Annotated in this window: 10 protein-coding genes; 1 reads left to right on the forward strand and 9 read right to left on the reverse strand. The window is 67.5% G+C overall.

The genetic code is table 11. The annotated features are described in order from the left end of the window. Positions 1-2: 2 nt before the first annotated feature. The gene (locus AC5P6E_RS05595) at positions 3-1,991 is read right to left on the reverse strand and encodes a sialate O-acetylesterase (RefSeq protein ID WP_425518224.1); all 1,989 of its coding nucleotides are present in this window, start codon (positions 1,989-1,991) and stop codon (positions 3-5) included. Further along, positions 1,988-4,162, reverse strand: coding sequence for an alpha-glucuronidase family glycosyl hydrolase (locus tag AC5P6E_RS05600; protein ID WP_329834710.1), 2,175 nt, complete (start codon positions 4,160-4,162; stop codon positions 1,988-1,990). Before AC5P6E_RS05600 ends, AC5P6E_RS05595 begins: the two co-directional genes overlap by 4 nt. Before the next feature lie 92 nt (positions 4,163-4,254). On the opposite strand from AC5P6E_RS05600, the gene AC5P6E_RS05605 reads away from it, so the two are divergent. Further along, positions 4,255-5,313 carry a LacI family DNA-binding transcriptional regulator gene (locus tag AC5P6E_RS05605; RefSeq protein ID WP_019337710.1) on the forward strand — a complete coding sequence of 353 codons (1,059 nt, stop codon included), beginning with the start codon at positions 4,255-4,257 and terminating at the stop codon, positions 5,311-5,313. Positions 5,314-5,321: 8 nt separating this feature from the next. Here AC5P6E_RS05605 and AC5P6E_RS05610 read toward each other — a convergent pair whose 3' ends face one another. The 7 genes from AC5P6E_RS05610 to AC5P6E_RS05640 all read right to left on the reverse strand — a co-directional run bounded on the left by AC5P6E_RS05610 (position 5,322) and on the right by AC5P6E_RS05640 (position 15,693). Continuing rightward, positions 5,322-7,880 carry a glycoside hydrolase family 3 N-terminal domain-containing protein gene (locus AC5P6E_RS05610; RefSeq protein ID WP_019337711.1) on the reverse strand — a complete coding sequence of 853 codons (2,559 nt, stop codon included), beginning with the start codon at positions 7,878-7,880 and terminating at the stop codon, positions 5,322-5,324. Continuing rightward, entirely contained in the window at positions 7,877-9,286 is a 1,410-nt protein-coding gene (locus AC5P6E_RS05615) for a sugar porter family MFS transporter (protein WP_010485699.1), read from the reverse strand. Before AC5P6E_RS05615 ends, AC5P6E_RS05610 begins: the two co-directional genes overlap by 4 nt. Positions 9,287-9,330: 44 nt before the next feature. Beyond that, the gene (gene xylA / locus AC5P6E_RS05620) at positions 9,331-10,665 is read right to left on the reverse strand and encodes a xylose isomerase (protein ID WP_019337712.1); all 1,335 of its coding nucleotides are present in this window, start codon (positions 10,663-10,665) and stop codon (positions 9,331-9,333) included. A 43-nt stretch (positions 10,666-10,708) separates the two neighbouring features. Then, positions 10,709-12,202, reverse strand: a complete 1,494-nt coding sequence (xylB, locus tag AC5P6E_RS05625) for a xylulokinase (protein ID WP_495230767.1) — start codon at positions 12,200-12,202, stop codon at positions 10,709-10,711. A 162-nt stretch (positions 12,203-12,364) separates the two neighbouring features. Next, the gene (locus AC5P6E_RS05630; protein ID WP_043395872.1) at positions 12,365-13,897 is read right to left on the reverse strand and encodes a tryptophan halogenase family protein; all 1,533 of its coding nucleotides are present in this window, start codon (positions 13,895-13,897) and stop codon (positions 12,365-12,367) included. Between the two features lie 11 nt (positions 13,898-13,908). Then, entirely contained in the window at positions 13,909-14,931 is a 1,023-nt protein-coding gene (locus AC5P6E_RS05635; RefSeq protein WP_019337715.1) for a cupin-like domain-containing protein, read from the reverse strand. A 3-nt stretch (positions 14,932-14,934) separates the two neighbouring features. Beyond that, entirely contained in the window at positions 14,935-15,693 is a 759-nt protein-coding gene (locus AC5P6E_RS05640) for a SapC family protein (protein WP_019337716.1), read from the reverse strand. Between the last annotated feature and the right edge of the window lie 88 nt (positions 15,694-15,781).

A 15,781-nucleotide genomic window follows, 5' to 3' on the forward strand; every position in this document is an offset into this window, starting at 1 on the left:
CATCATCGTCGGGCCTCGGCTTCGGCAATGGGAAGTTCGAACGGGCCGGCCGGCGCCCCGCTGCGGTCGCGCAGCGTGCACACCGGGCCATCGGCCCAGCAGTAGCGCACATGCGTTGCGCGCGTGGACAGCGGGCCGCGCAGCAGGATCCGGCGCGCATCCAGTCCGGCATCGGCGTACTCGCAGTGGCGCGTATGGCTCCTGGCCTCGCACAGTTCAAAGCCGATCGGACGCAGTGCGCCGGTCGCGGTGAGCGCGCCTTCGACATCCTCGAACGCAATGGCGACGCCCGTGGGCGTCCGCACGGCGGTGACCGCTCGCGGGCCCGACGGTGCCATGCCCTGCTCGCCGTACACCACATGGCGCGCCACGCGCGCCAGGCGGCGCCCGAGCTCCTGCTTGTTCGGCGGATGGATGTCGTAGGCGTCGCCGATGTCGATGGCAATGGCAAGACCGCTCTGCGCATCCTCGGCCGCGACGCGCCGCTGCGCCTCACGCACCTGCGCCCAGCCGCTGTCGGCGGGCGCAGCCGGCGGCTGGCCGTAGCCGGCCAGTTGTACCAGCAGCAGTGGCGTGCGCGCACCGAACTGCCGTCGCCAGTCCTCGCGCAGCGCACGCAACCGCACTGCATAGGCCGCACCATCGCCGGTGTTCGATTCACCTTGATACCAGAGCATGCCGCGCAGCCCGAAGCCCCCGAGTGGTGCGATCATTCCGTTGTACAGCGTCGACAGCCCGGTGGCGGCCTGCCACGGGGCAAACGGCGGCGCCTGTTGGCCCGGCGCAACCCGATACATCCACGGTCCCTGCAGTGGCACCCGCTCGCCGGTATCGAACTGCAGGCGGTGTGCCGTTGAAGGACCGGCCAGGCCGCCTTCGCCGTAGGTGTCCAGCACGTTGACCGCAATGCTGTTGGATCCTGCCTTCAGCAGGCCATGTGGCAACGGGTAGCGCCTCTCGCCGGCGCCGTACTGGCTGCCGACGGCGACCCCGTTCACCCAGGTCACGTCCACCTCGTCAGCCGATGCCAGCTCCAGGGTCGCGCCGCGTGCAGCCTGTTCAGCGCTCAGCATCACCTGCGTGCGATACCAGACCATGCCGTTGTAGTCGGCAAGTGCGGGCTCGTTCCACCGCTCCCATGCGCCCAGTGTGGCCGGTGCGCGCGACCATCCGCGGTCATCGGCATCCGTCCGCCATGGTGCGTCACCTGACAGTGCGCCCTCGCGTGTGGCCCACCAGTGCTGCCAGTAGCGACCCCAGCGTGCATGTGCCTGCTGCGGGTCGTGGGCAGACTGAGCAAGGATGTCCAGGGGCTCGTCCATGCCGCCCTGCCCGCGCAGCGCGCCCGGGCTGGTCCACGCCTCGATCCGGGACCCGCCCCACGCCGCCTGGATCAAGCCCATCGGCACGGCAGCCGTGCGCTGCAGCTCGCGCGCGAAATAGAAACAGGCTGCGGAGAAGTCGCGCACCCTGTCGGGGGTTGCCGTTGTCCATGCAGGGTCGCCCTTGAAGCTCTCCTGTGCCTGCGCGGCCCCCTCCTGCGGCACGGTGAACAGCCGGATCCGTGGCATCGTGGCCGAGGCGATCTCGCTGGCAGCGTTGAGCGAGCGCCACACCGGCAGCTCCATGTTCGACTGGCCCGAGCACAACCACACGTCGCCCATCAGCACATCGCGCGCCGTCTGCCGGCGCGTTCCGTCGTTTACCTCCAGCGTGTAGGGACCGCCAGCGGCGACCGGGGACAGCATCGCCTGCCAGCGGCCTGCGGCGTCCGCCCGGCTGCTCACCGCCTGCCCCGCAAACGTCACGGAAACCGGCTGCCCGGGGCCTGCGTGCCCCCAGACCGCAATGGGCCGGTCGCGCTGCAGGACCGCGTGATCCTTGAACAGGGGATGCAGCAGTCCCGTCGTTTCCCGCGCCGCGGCCGGCATCGCCACTACTGCCGCAGCCATCATCAACAGCGCACACCCGACCGCTCCGAACCTGCTCATCGGCCATCCCCCGGTGCGAACGGAAACTGCAAGGCCTGGTAGTACGACAACGGATGCGGCGGCGGCCGCTCGCCGGCGGGCAGTGGCCGGCCACTGAGCGACTGGAAGTACGCCACGCTGGCGTCACGCCACCATTGCGCTTCGTTGTGCTGGATCTGCAGGAACGCCGCGACGTGCCGATGCCGCTGCGGATCGATCCGGTCGCTCAGGCCGGCCCAGGTCGCCTGCATCGACTGCACCTGGCGCACGCCGCGCGAATAGCGCCCGACCAGTTCGTCCCAGAGCGTCCTGCCCGAGCGCATGCGGCGGTCCCACGGCACATGATGGAACCACAGCAGCAGCGACTCGGGCACCCGCTCGGGGTCGCCATAGACCTCGGCCACCTGCGACGCGTACTGGCCCACGGCGTTGCTTCCGCTGGCGCTGCGGTCAAAGCCGATGCCCTTGCTATCTGCGCGGTGGTAGTACACCGACGTCCAGTCCGCACGCGGGCCGCCGTCCACCCAGGGGCCGGGGCCGTAGTGATGGCCGCGTGCCATCAGGTGATGCAGGCCCAGCGGCGTCATGTAATCCACCACCGCCTCGCGCGAGTCCATCATCATCCGCACGATCGGGCCGGTCACCTGCGGGTCGGGCGAGAAGGTCAGCGCTGCCCAGTCTTCGGCAATCGCGCGCGCGGATTCCTGCGGGTTCCAGGCCAGTCGGCCGAAGGCGTACCAGTTGGCCTGATCGAAGTGCGAGCCACTCCAGGTGCGGTCCACGCCGATGTTGGCGACGCCGGCGATACCGGTCAGCGCATGACCCTCCAGCGAGCCATCGACCACGCGGGAGACCGTGGAGCCTTCGCCGCGTGCATGGGTGTCGGCCTGCAGCACTTCTTCGTAGAGCGTTCCCAGGTACACCAGGTGCGTCGCAAAACCCAGGTACTCCTTGGTGATCTGCAGCTCCATCATCAGCGGCGTGCGCGGCATCGCGCCAAACAAGGGGTGGAACGGCTCGCGCGGCTGGAAGTCGATGGGGCCGTTCTTCACCTGCACGATCACGTTGGGGCGGAAGGCGCCGTCCAGCCCGACAAACTCGCTGTATGCCTGCTTGGCGCGATCTTCGGGAACCTCGTGCGAGTACACGAAGGCCCGCCACATCACCACACCGTTGTAGGGCGCCAGCGCGTCGGCCAGCAGGTTGGCGCCGTCGGCATGGGAACGACCGTAATCCTGTGGGCCGGGTTGCCCTTCGGAGTTCGCCTTGACCAGGAAGCCGCCAAAATCCGGAATGCGCGCATGGATCTCATCGACCTTGTCGCGCCACCAGCGCCGCACAGTCGGATCCAGGGGATCAGCCGTTGCCAGGCCGCCGAGTTCGATGGGTGCACTGAAGCGCGCGCTCAGGTAGACCCGGATGCCATAGGGGCGGAACAGGTCGGCCAGCGCGGCGGCCTTGGCCAGATAGGCCGGCGACAGGCTCATCGCACTGGCATTGACGTTGTTGAGGACGGTGCCGTTGATGCCGAGCGAGGCGTTGGCACGGGCGTAATCGGTGTAGCGCGGGTCACGCCACTGCGGCAACGTCTGCCAGTCCCAGAGCGAGCTGCCTGCATAGCCACGCTCGACGTAACGATCCAGGTTGTCCCAATGGTTGAGCACACGCAGTGCGACCCGAGGCGACTCACGCACCTCCAGCCCCCGCAGCGACGTGCCACGCTGCAGCAGGCGCAGCAGATGGAAGGTGCCGTACAGCACGCCGACATCCTGGCGTGCCGCCACAAGCAGTACATCGCGCCCCTCGATCCGGACCCGCCGGATCAGGAACCCCCCGTCGCCCAACGTGGCGATCTCGTTGCCGTACGCGGCGACGAGGGTCGAGGATTGCGGCGTGCCCAGCACCAGGGCATGGTCAGTACTGATTGCCGTTCGCATTGGCGGTGCCGCTCCCAGCAATCCAGGGAGGCTGCGCGCAAGCTCGTCGCGGGTAGCGCGCTGCATCGGCGTGCAATCCGGGGCCACCACTTCGGCCAGTTGCCGCCGGTAATCGGCAGCGACCGTTGCGGCAACCGGCTGGTACCGCATCCACAGCGCATAGCCATCCTCCGCCCGTGCCCCGCCAGCACAGGCCAGCAGCACGACCACGGCCCACAGGCGCGTGCCGACAGCACGCAACAAGGGCGTTAACATGCGCCTTTGTAGACTACGTCCGGGCCCGGGACAGCGCATCATCGTCCTTCGCACCCGCGCGGCAGCGCCACCAAGAACAAAGGGATCGTGCATTGGACAAGCCGAAGAAATCGGTTCGCCGCAGAACCGCTGGCGTGACGATCGACGAGGTTGCGGCCCTTGCCGGCGTTTCGCCGATGACCGTGTCGCGGGTGATCAACCAGGGCAAGGTGCGCGACGTCACCCGCGAGCGCGTGCTGCGCGCCGTGCGTGAGCTGGGCTATACGCCCAATCTTGCCGCCAGTTCGCTGGCCGCCGCACAGCACACGCGCATTGCGCTGATCTACACCAACCCCAGCGGCGCCTACCTGCGTGAACTGCTGGTGGGCCTGCTGCGCGTCGCCTCCAGTTCCGCCATCCAGCTGGTCATCGACTACTGGGACAACCTGGATGCCGAATCCGAACGCAGGGCGGCGCGCGCGCTCGCCGGACGCGTCGACGGGGTGATCCTGCCGCCGCCCCTGTGCGAATCTCAGGCCGCCGTAAGCGAACTGGTCAAGGCTGGCATTCCGGTGGTGGCCATCGCATCGGGGCGCCTGAGCGAGGCCCTGTCCTGCGTCCGCATCGACGATTTCAGTGCGGGCAGGGAAATGACCGATCACCTGCTCCGGCAGGGACACACCCGCATCGGCTTCATCCGTGGGCGCGATGACCTGAGCGCAAGTGCGCTCCGCTACGACGGCTTCGTCACCGCCCTGCGCGAGGCCGGGCTGGCGGTGGACCCCGGCCTGGTCCAGCACGGTGACTACACCTACCGGTCCGGCCTGGCTGCGGCCGAGAAGCTGCTGTCCCAACGCCGGCCACCGACCGCGATTTTCGCCAGCAACGACGACATGGGCGCCGCCGCCATCTCGGTGGCGCATCGGCGCGGGCTGGAAGTGCCGCGCGACCTGTCGGTCGTGGGTTTCGATGACACCTCGGCCGCCACCACCGTGTGGCCGGAACTGACCACGATCCACCAGCCCATCGCCTCGATGGCCAACGCGGCCGTCGACATCCTGCTGCGCACCATCCGCCGTCCGGCGGCGGACGCAACGGTGCTGCGCGATCATGTGATGCCGCATCGGCTGATCGCACGCGATTCGGTCGCCGCGCCGCCCCGGCGGCGGTAGCGCAGGCATCATGCTCCGCATCCGAGGGTGACCTCGGCTTCGTTCAGCGCACCCAGCGCGACGCGTGACACGGAGATCGTCATCGCATCGCCCGTCACCACCGACCACGGTCGGTCGATCGCGTCCAGCTTGGCGCCCGCCTTGGCCAGGCACTTCAGCGGCACGCCAACACGCTTCCACTGGCCTTGTGGAAGCGCCGCCAGCGACGACCCGATGGCGATGCGTGCCGAGCAGCCCGCGCCGCAACCGACCGACAGCCACACCTCACCCTGCGGCGCAGCGTCGACCCGCAGCGTGGTCAGCAGCATCAGGTCGCCGTTGGATTCGCGCTGCAGGTCCACCGCCGTGTGCGACTGCAGTGCAGCGACGGCCTCGCCCTTGCCCGACCAGGCCAGGCGTCGCCCATCCTCCTGCGCCAGATGATCCACGCCGGTGATCTTCAGCCGGTCATCTGGCAATGCGTCCGGTACGCGGGTCACGGTCAGGCCCTGGCCAGCGGCATCCTCGAGTCGCAGCGCCATGCCAGGGCCTGCGTCACCACGCGCGAAGTAGACGCCGGTCGCGCCCTCGTTGCCGGTCACGCCCGATGCCTCCGGCAGCGCGGCCAGGTCGCCGTTGTCGGCGTAGGTCAGGCCGAAGCCGAACGCAAACAACGGATCGTAGTCCTTCTGGCCAACGTTGTTGGCGTACTGGGTGGCGGTGCGCGGCCAGCTGAAACTGAGCTTGCCCTTGAAATCGTGCTGCACGCGGCCATCGCTTCCGCGCAGCAGTACATCGGCAATGCCGGCGCCTTCCGAGCCCGGCAGCCATGCAGCCACGAAGGCATCGGCGGCATTGATTTCCCGGTTCACCCAGAGCGGCCGCCCGCTCAGGAGAACCGCAACAACCGGTATGCCTTCGGCCTTGAGCCGCTTGAGCAGCGCCAGGTCCGTTTCGTTGCCGGGCTTGTAGGCCAGCGTCGGCCGGTCTCCCTGGAACTCGGCATAGGGGTCTTCGCCAAACACCACCACCGCCACATCGGGCCTCACTGCATAGCGACCGTCAACGGCAAGCACGGCTTCACCACCCGCCGCGCTGGCCTGGCGCGCGATGCCCTCATAGATCGTGTCCGCATTGGGGAAGTCCTTGCGGGTGGTGCCGGTGCCCTGCCAGTTGAGCGTCCAGCCGCCCGCCTGCTTGCCGACATCGTTGGCACCGTCGCCGGCCACGAGGATCCGCTGCTTCGGAGACAGCGGCAGGACGTGGTCCTGGTTTTTCAACAGGACCAGCGATTCGCGCACGGCCTGCCGGGCGACCGCGCGATGTGCCGGCGCGCCGATCAGTGCGAACTGCCCGCCGACGGCCCGCGTGGATGGCCTGCCGGCCTCGAACAGCCCAAGGCGGAACTTGACCCGCAGGATCCGGCGCACTGCATCGTCCAGCCGCTGCGTCGTGATCCGGCCGTCCTTGACCGCAGCCAGCGTCGTCTCGTAGAAGCCCTTCCAGCTGTCCGAAGCCATCGCCATGTCCAGGCCCGCGATGATGGTGGCCGGGCAGTCTGTGGTGGTGCAGCCCTTGACCTGTCCATGACCATTCCAGTCACCCACCACGAAGCCACCGAAGTTCATGCGGCCCTTGAGCACATCGGTGAGGTAATGCCGGTGCCCATGCATCTTTTCACCGTTGACGCTGTTGAACGACGCCATTGCGGTCTGCGCGCCGGCGGCGATTGCCGGCGGGTATCCGGCCGCGTGGATGCGCACCAGATCTGACTCGCTGATACGGGTGTCGCCCTGGTCCTTGCCGTCAGTGGTGCCCCCATCGCCCAGGAAGTGCTTCACCGAGGCGATTACATGGCGGCCATCGAGGAACTCCGGTGTTCCCACCCTGCCCTGCAATCCCTCCACCATGGCGGCGGCATAGCTGGCCACCACCTCCGGCGATTCGGAGTAGCCTTCGTAGGTGCGTCCCCAGCGATCATCCTGGGGTACCGCAACAGTCGGCGCGAACGTCCACTCCATGCCGGTGACGCGGGTCTCCAGCGCGGTGATGCCACCGATCTGCCGCAGCAGCTCCGGATTGCGCGTGGCGCCCAGCCCGATGTTGTGCGGGAACAACGTGGCACCCATGATGTTGCTCTGCCCGTGCACGGCATCGATGCCGAACAGCAGAGGGATGGGCTTGCCGCCTTGGGACGTATCCATGGAGGCGTCGTAGAACGCGTCGGCCAGCGCCAGCCATTCGGCCGGCGAGGCGTCATAGCGGCCGCCGGGATCGGAGTTGCCTCCGGCCAGGATCGAGCCGAGGCGGTAGCGGCGCACGTCGTCGGGGGTGACGCTGGCGATGTCGCCCTGCACCAGCTGGCCGACCTTTTCCTCCACCGTCATGCCGGCCATCAGGTCGGTGATGCGCTTCTCCAGTGCCGGATCCGCGGCCAGCGGCCAGGCGACCTTCGGCCAGGGATCATTGTCGGTAGCTGCGGCGGCGGCAGCCCGGTCCTGGCCGCGGCAGCCGAGCAATCCCAGCATCAGTGCGGCGACCAGCGCGCCGCTGCGGATTACCAAGGCCTGCGATGTCATGGCGCTCATCCTTCCATCTGCTCCAGTTCCTTGCCCTTGGTCTCGTGCACATGCCGGACCACGAAAATCACCGAGATCACGGCAGCCACCAGGTAGATGCCGTAGGTGGCTGCCAGCCCTGCCGCGGCCAGCAGCATCGGGAACGTCACCGTGACCACGAAGTTGGAGGTCCATTGCGCTGCGCCAGCGACCGCCAGTGCCGAACCGCGGATCTGGTTCGGGAACATCTCGCCCAGCATCACCCACATCACCGGCCCCCAGGACAGATTGAAGAACACGACGTAGGCATTGGCCGCCACCAGCGCCAGCGTGCCCATGCGACCGGGCAGCTGCAGGTGCCCGTCCGCCAGCGAACCGCTGGCAAAGGCCACCACCACCAGTGCAAGCGACAGCGACATCCCTGCCGAGCCGAACCACAGCAGGGGCTTGCGGCCGATCCGGTCAATCAGCAGTACCGTGACCACGCAGGCACCGATGCTCAGCGCGCCGGACAGCACGTTGATCAGCAGCGCGTCGTTTTCGGAAAAGCCGACCGCCTGCCACAGCACGGCGCCGTAATAGAACACCACGTTGATGCCGACCAGCTGCTGGAAGCAGGCCAGCCCGACGCCGACCCAGACAATCGGGCGGATCCGCCCGGTCGCCCGGCTCTTCAGGTCGGACAGTCGAGGGCGATGATGGTCGTTGGACAACGAGGCATCGATCTCCTCGAGCGTGGCGCGGGCCTTGTCGCTGCCCAGCAGCCGGGTCAGCACCCGCAGTGCATCGTCCTTGCGCCGCTTCACCACCAGGTAGCGCGGGCTCTCAGGAATGGTCAGCAACAGCAGCAGGAACAGCAGCGATGGCGCGGCCTGCATCCAGAACATCCAGCGCCAGGCGGCCTGCCCACCCCACAGCGGTTCGGTCGACGCGCCCGCTGCAGCCGCCAGCAGGTAGTTGGACAGGAAGGCAGCGGTGAGCCCGGTGATGATGGCGATCTGCTGCACCGTAGCCAGGCGGCCGCGATAGCGGGCCGGAGCGACCTCGGCTATGTAGGCCGGCGAGATCACACTGGCCGCGCCTACCGCGAATCCGCCCACCACCCGCGCCGCAATGAACCAGCCCGACGAGACCGCCGCCCCGGCACCGAGCGCCGACAGCAGGAACATCACTGCCGAAAGGATCAGCACGTTGCGACGGCCCAGACGGTCGGCCAGCCGTCCAGCACTGAATGCGCCCACCGCACAGCCCAGCAGCATCGACGCGATCTCGAACCCCTGCATCCATTCGCCGGACCGGAACGCCTGGTGCAGGCCATCCTGGGTGCCATTGATCACACCGCTGTCGAAGCCGAACAGAAAGCCGCCAATTGTCGCTACCACGCTGATCAGTACGATCAGTCGTGTGTTTTCACCGCTGCCTGCTGCCTGGTTCATCCCCGTCCCCTTGAGTGCACCGTTGCGCCCTTCGCCTGCCGCGCTCAGCGCAGCAGGTATTGGTTGAGCAGGTTTTCGTAACGCTCCTGCTTGCCGCTGGCCTGGCGCGGTTCGCCGAGCCGGGAGGCCAGTGCCGCCAGGTCCGGCAGGCTGAGCGTGCCACGCTCGAAATCCTGGCCGGCACCGCTGTCGAAACTTGCGTAGCGCTCCTTGCGCCATTGCTCCCAGGGCGACTCGGTCAGCAGTGCATGGGCAACCTCCAGGCCGCGTGCGAACGCGTCCATGCCGCCAATGTGGGCAATGAACAGATCCTCCAGGTCGGTCGACTCGCGGCGCACCTTCGCATCGAAGTTCAACCCGCCCTCCAGCCCACCCTGGCGCAGCACGACCAGCATCGCGCCGACGGTGTCGTACAGATCGCTGGGGAACTGGTCGGTGTCCCAGCCGTTCTGCGCGTTGCCGCGGTTGGCGTCGATGCTGCCCAGCAGGCCGTGATCGGACGCGACCTGCAGATCGTGCTCGAAGGTGTGCCCGGACAATGTGGCGTGGTTGGCCTCGATGTTGAGCTTGAAGTCCTTGTCCAGCCCATGCTCCTTCAGGAAACCCACCACCGTGGCACTGTCGAAGTCGTATTGGTGCTTCATCGGCTCCATCGGCTTGGGCTCGATCAGGAAGTTGCCCTTCAGGCCAATGCTGCGGCCATAGTCGCGGGCCATGGTCAGAAAGCGTGCGAAGTGCTCGATCTCGCGCTTCATCTGGGTATTGGCCAGCGACGCATAGCCCTCGCGTCCGCCCCAGAACACGTAATGCTCGCCGCCCAGCTCGACCGTCGCTTCCAGTGCAGCCTTGACCTGCACGGCTGCACGCGCGACTACCGCGAAATCGGGATTCGTCGATGCACCGTTCATGTAGCGCGGGTGCGAGAACAGGTTGGCCGTGCCCCACAGCAGCTTGACGCCGGTGGCCTCCTGGCGCGCCTTGGCCAGGCCCACCATGTGCGCGAGGTTCTTCTGGTACTGGCCGATGTCATCGGTATCCGGCGCCAGGTCGATGTCGTGGAAGCACCAGTACGGCACGCCCAGCTTCGTGAAGAACTCGAACGCGGCGTCCACCTTTGCCTCGGCCGTGGCCAGCGGCGACGATGCCTCCCACGGGAACTGCCGGGTGCCCGGGCCGAACGGATCGTGCCCGGCATTGCAGAAGGTGTGCCAGTAGCACACGGCGAAGCGCAGATGCTCCTGCATGGTCTTGCCGCCGATGACCCGGTTGGCATCGTAGACCTTGAAGGCAAGCGGATTGTCCGAGCCCTTGCCCTCGAACGGAATGCGGCCGACGCCGGGGAAGTACTCCTTGGCGCCGATGAAGGGCTGCGTGCTCATGGTGCGTGCTCCTGTCGTTGTACGGGGTGTCGTGGAGGAGCCATCAACCGCGCTGCAGCGGCGTGATGGCATCAAGATGGCTGAGGAAGCGTGCGTAGGCCCGTGCATAGGCTTCGCTGCGGTCCGGATCCGGCCGAGCGGACAGCGCGGGATCGACGGTGACGTGGCGCGCGGTGATGTCGCTGATCGGGGTGGCGTCTCCCTGCGCCTTGGTGAACGCCCACAACGCCTGTAGCGCCGCTCCAAATGCCGCACCTTCGGCCTGCACCGGGACGTCCACCGGCAGGCCGAACACATCAGCCACCAGCTGACGCCAGGCAGCGCTGTTGCTGCCACCGCCGGTGAGCACGATGCGATCGAACTGCATGCCTGCGCGGACAAAGGCGTCGTAGCCGTACTTCAGGCTGTAGGTCGCGCCCTCCATGGCGGCGCGGTACACATGCGCCGGGGTGAAATTGGCGGTGTCCAGGCCAGCCAGCACGCCCTTGCCCAGCGGCAGGTCAGGGGTACGTTCGCCATTGAGGAACGGCAGCATCACCAGCCCGCCTGCTCCCGGTGGCGTCGCGCGCAGGTGCGCATCGCCGTCGCGAGTGCTGAAGCCGAAGGCACGGGCCACCTGTTCGGTCGCCACGGTGCAGTTCATGGTGCAGATCAGCGGGAGCCAGCCCCCCGTCGACGAGCAGAACGCTGCCCAGGCGCCGTCGGTATCGATCACCGGCGATCCGGAGTAGGCAAACAGCGTTCCGGAGGTTCCCAGGCTCATCGCCAGCCGACCTTCCGTGACGCAGCCGGTGCCGATCGCCGCCATCATGTTGTCGCCGCCGCCAACGGCCACCTTCACCGCCGTCGGCAGCCCCAGCGCGGCTGCCGCAGCAGGCGCGATATCGAACAGCGCATCGGGTGATGCGATGGGCGGCAGGCAGGCGGCAAGATCACGATCAGGGTCGGTTGCGCGCAGCAGCTGCTGCGACCAGGTGCGTGTGCGCACGTCCAGCCAACCGGTTCCAGACGCATCGCCAAGCTCGCAGAACCGCTGCCCGGTCAGCACGAAGTTCAGATAGTCGTGTGGCAGCAGGATGGTCGCCATCCGCGCGTAGGCGTCGGTACGGTGGATCCGGGTCCAGGGCAGCTTGGACGCTGTGTAGCCGGCCAGGATCGGGTTGCCCGCCAACGCGATGGTCCGTTGCAACCCGCCCACGGCGTCCATGATCTGGATGCACTCGGCCGAGGTGCTGGTGTCGCACCACAGCTTGGCCGGTGCCAGTACCTCGCCAGCATCGTCAACCGGCACGAACCCATGCTGCTGGCCCGATACCGCCAGCGCAACGATGCGTGCGCGCAGCGAGGGATCGATCCGGGCAAAGCAGTCGCGCAGGGCCGACACCCAGTCGGCCGGCGCCTGTTCACGGCTGCCATCGGCACCGCTGTCCAGCGCGAGCGGCGCGCTGGCCGACGCCACAACCGCCTGCTTCGGCGGGTCATAGACCAGCACCTTCAGGCTCTGCGTCCCTGCATCGATCCCTGCAACCAGACCCATCGAAACCGCCTCCATTCAAAAAAGGTAGCGCTAACATTTCGTGGACTCAAAAAAGGGGCGTGATGTTCAGCCCCTCCTTGCCACCGCTCGCGTCATCGCCACCGGTGTTGCCGCACTGTAACCAGCTGCAGCGGAAAAAGCGTGCTGCAACGCAAAACCCTGCTACGCGTTTGCTGCCGTCGAACGCCACACGTCAACGCCGGACCTGCAGTACTGCGCGATGAACTCCGCCTGCGTCGGCATCTGCGCGGCGGCCTGCTGCACCGGCTGCTGGATGCCCTTCAACAGGGTGCGCAGATCGGCGTCGCTCACTGCCCGCGCCAGCGGGTGGGCAGGACCGGGCGCGATGCCCTGCCCGAGCAGCACGCTGGTCCACGATTCCACGCGGAACAGCTCGCCGGGGTCCTGCCAGGCGTGTGCGCGCTCGCGCCACGCCTGCAGCCGCTGCTGCAGCGATTCGGGCACGCGCATTTCGCGACACGCCTTCCACATCGGTTCGGTGCGCTGCGTTGCGTGATAGTGCAGGATGATGAAGTCGCGCACGTGCTCCATTTCCTGGCGGCTGACATCGTTGTACAGCTTCACCAGCGACGCACGGATGCCGTCGAACGGGAACAATTGGATCAGGCGCACCACCGCGCTGATCGTCAGATGGATGCTGGTCGACTCCAGTGGCTCGATGAAACCGCTGGCCAGCCCGAGCGACACCACGTTCCCGTTCCAGGCCTTCAGCCGGCGCCCGCTGCGGAACGGCACCTTCCATGGATCGCGCAAAGGTGGGGCCCCGGCATCGCGCAGCAGCTTCGCTGCGGCCTCGTCATCGGACAGGTGGCGGCTGTCATACACCAGCCCGCAGCCAACGCGGTGCTGCAGCGCGATGTGCCAGCGCCACCCCGCTTCGTGGGCGATCGCGCGGGTATAGGGAACCGGCGGCGCCACCGCTTCGGTCTGCACCGCCACAGCCCGATCGCACGGAAGCCATTCGTGCCAGTCCTCGTAGCCGGTGCCCAGCGCCTGCTCGATCAGCAGGCCACGGAACCCGGTGCAGTCGATGAACAGATCGCCCTCGATCACCTGGCCGTCGTCCAGCACCAGCGCCTGCACCGAGCCGTCGTGTGCGTGCTGCCTGACCAGGGCGATCCTGCCTTCGATCCGGCGCAGGCCGTGGGCCTCGGCCCTGTGGCGCAGGAACCGCGCATACAGGCTGGCATCGAAATGATATGCATAGCTGGCCTGCGGCTGGGTGTGCAGCGAGAAGCGGTCGCCACGCGAGGCGATGCTCTCCAGGCAGAAGTCGCCCAGGTCCGAGGGCATGCCGCGGCGCAGGCTGTCCAGCCAGAAGTGATGGAAGGGAGCCGCCCAGGTGCCATGGCCGATGGTGCCGAACGGATGGAAGAAGCGATCCCCCGGCAGCCGCCAGTTCTCGAACGAGATCGACAGCTTGAAGGTACCGGCCACCGCGCGCAGGAACTCCTGCTCGTCGATCTGCAGGAAGCGATGGAAGGTGCGGATCGGCGGCACGGTGGACTCACCGACGCCGACCGTGCCGATCTGCTCGGACTCGACCAGCGTGATCTGCAGTTGGTCACGGAACTGATGCGCCAGCGCGCAGCCGGCCAGCCATCCCGCTGTACCGCCACCGGCAATGACCACTTTACGGATGCGCCCTGCAGGCGTGCTCTCGGTATCCAACACGGTGCCCTCTCTCAACGGTTGAGCCTGCCCAGCAGCATCGCGCGCATGCGGCGGGCGCGCTGCTCGTCGAACGGTGCCAGATCCCCGCGCGCCGTGTCAGGCAGGTGCTGCCCGGCGCGCTCGCCGGGGCCGAATACGTAGTATCGGAAGAGCCCTTCCCAGGCCTGCTTCTCACGCGCTGGCAGGTCGCGCACGGACCACATCGCGTGCTGTAGCGCCGCCAGAGGCGCCCCCAGCCAGGCCGGCGAGCTTCGCCACCAGTAGTTCACCAGCACGTTGAACGGTTCCAGGCTGCGTACATGGTGCCACCACATGCTGGGAATGAAGATCGCATCGCCCGGCCCAAGTACCGCCCTGCGTGCATGCGCCAGCGCGTCGCGGAAGCGTGGATGCCGACCGAAGTCGGGGTGTTCGAAGTCCACCACGCTGACCACCTGTCCACCCGGCGTGGGATCGAGCGGACCCGGATAGAGGTTGTCGATCTGGGCGGGCGGGAACAGCGTGAACTCGCGCTGCCCCACCGCGCAGCAGGCGAGGTTGTCGGGTGTGTCGAAATGGCACGAGGCCGTCACCCGGTTGCCGATCCAGATGCTGGCGGTGGCGTCGATGCCCTGCTTCGCCAGCCCGGCGTCGTTGGCCTGCGCGAATGCCGGCAGCAGGGCCCGCTCGATCGGCAGCGAGGCCACGTAATAGGTTGGCGGCCGCGGCGCATGCAGCGTCGTGGCGATCTCTTCCAGCACCTGGGCCAGCAGGCCACGCCGCACTTCGAAGTTCAGCCGGGTGAAGTCCGCGCTGTAGAACGGGCGGCCTGCGATCTCGGGGCCGCCGAACGAGTACTGGATGGGCGCACCCGCATCGACGCTGCACAGGTACACCATCGCGTCGTGCACGCCGCCCAGTCCGGCCTGGACCAGTGGCCAACCGCTGGCGATGCCGCGCAGTACGACCGGCTCACCGGCGTCCACCAGGTCAGCCAATGGCAACGCGGCAGGATCGATGCCTTCCAGGATCCGCATCGGCAGGCTGGCTTGCACCGGTCAGTTCCTGACCGCCTGCGTGGTGCCGTCCTGGACGCGGAGACGGCGCTGCTTCTCGGCGATCAGGCGGCGCATGTTATGCAGCGAGGCAAGCATCAGGTATGCACCTTCCAGGTAACCGGCGCGGTTCAACGCAGCCAGGCGTGAACTGTCCAGCGCCGCCAGGCGCTCGCGGTCAATGCCGTGCAATCCGCTCACGCCCACGCGGTGATACGGCGCGAGCTGCACATCAAGCGTGACCGGCTGGATGAGCCCGCAGTCGTCGAGCATCGTGAACATATTGGCCGCGAAGGCACTCCCCTCGTGGATGCCGCGCAGCACGCCGGCGATGTGGTCCAGGTAGGGCGTGTTGCCGCCCTGCGGCAGGAACACCGGCTCACCGGCGCCGGCGGTGACGCGCGGATGGTCCAGGTCCACGTGCATCACCGCATCCTGGGTGAGCACGCCATCCACGTAGTGCTCCTGGAACCCGATCAGGAACGGCCCTTTGGCGGCCGCGCCAGGCAGGTAGGAGGCATTCCAGCGCCCGTCCTGCAGGAACAGGTTCTCGTGTTGTTCGAAACCCAGCAGGGCCACGGACTGCCACGCTTCCGTCCCGGTTTCCCTGCGCAGGAAGATCGGATACTCACGCTGCAGTTCAGCGAACTCGCTGGGATAGGCCGGCACCATGCCCACCGCATCGCCGAACTGCGGCCCGAAGCCGGTGGCGACCTTCAGGTCCCGATGCGCGATGTTGTTGAGCATTTCATAGCGGGCCATCAGGATATCCAGTCCAGCGCGGGGTGGCTGGACAGCAGGGTAGCGCAGGCGCGACAGGTGCGGCGACACCGTCCCGGCGCGGCACCGC

The organism is Stenotrophomonas sp. YJH_SMC_16, assembly GCF_059367875.1.

What these genes read in the sequence shown, in the direction of transcription:
- AC5P6E_RS05595 (WP_425518224.1), bottom strand. Translation starts at nt 1,991, where the DNA reads ATGAGCAGGTTCGGAGCGGTCGGGTGTGCGCTGTTGATGATGGCTGCG.
- AC5P6E_RS05600 (WP_329834710.1), bottom strand. Translation starts at nt 4,162, where the DNA reads ATGTTAACGCCCTTGTTGCGTGCTGTCGGCACGCGCCTGTGGGCCGTG.
- AC5P6E_RS05610 (WP_019337711.1), bottom strand. Translation starts at nt 7,880, where the DNA reads ATGAGCGCCATGACATCGCAGGCCTTGGTAATCCGCAGCGGCGCGCTG.
- AC5P6E_RS05615 (WP_010485699.1), bottom strand. Translation starts at nt 9,286, where the DNA reads ATGAACCAGGCAGCAGGCAGCGGTGAAAACACACGACTGATCGTACTG.
- xylA (WP_019337712.1), bottom strand. Translation starts at nt 10,665, where the DNA reads ATGAGCACGCAGCCCTTCATCGGCGCCAAGGAGTACTTCCCCGGCGTC.
- xylB (WP_495230767.1), bottom strand. Translation starts at nt 12,202, where the DNA reads ATGGGTCTGGTTGCAGGGATCGATGCAGGGACGCAGAGCCTGAAGGTG.
- AC5P6E_RS05640 (WP_019337716.1), bottom strand. Translation starts at nt 15,693, where the DNA reads ATGGCCCGCTATGAAATGCTCAACAACATCGCGCATCGGGACCTGAAG.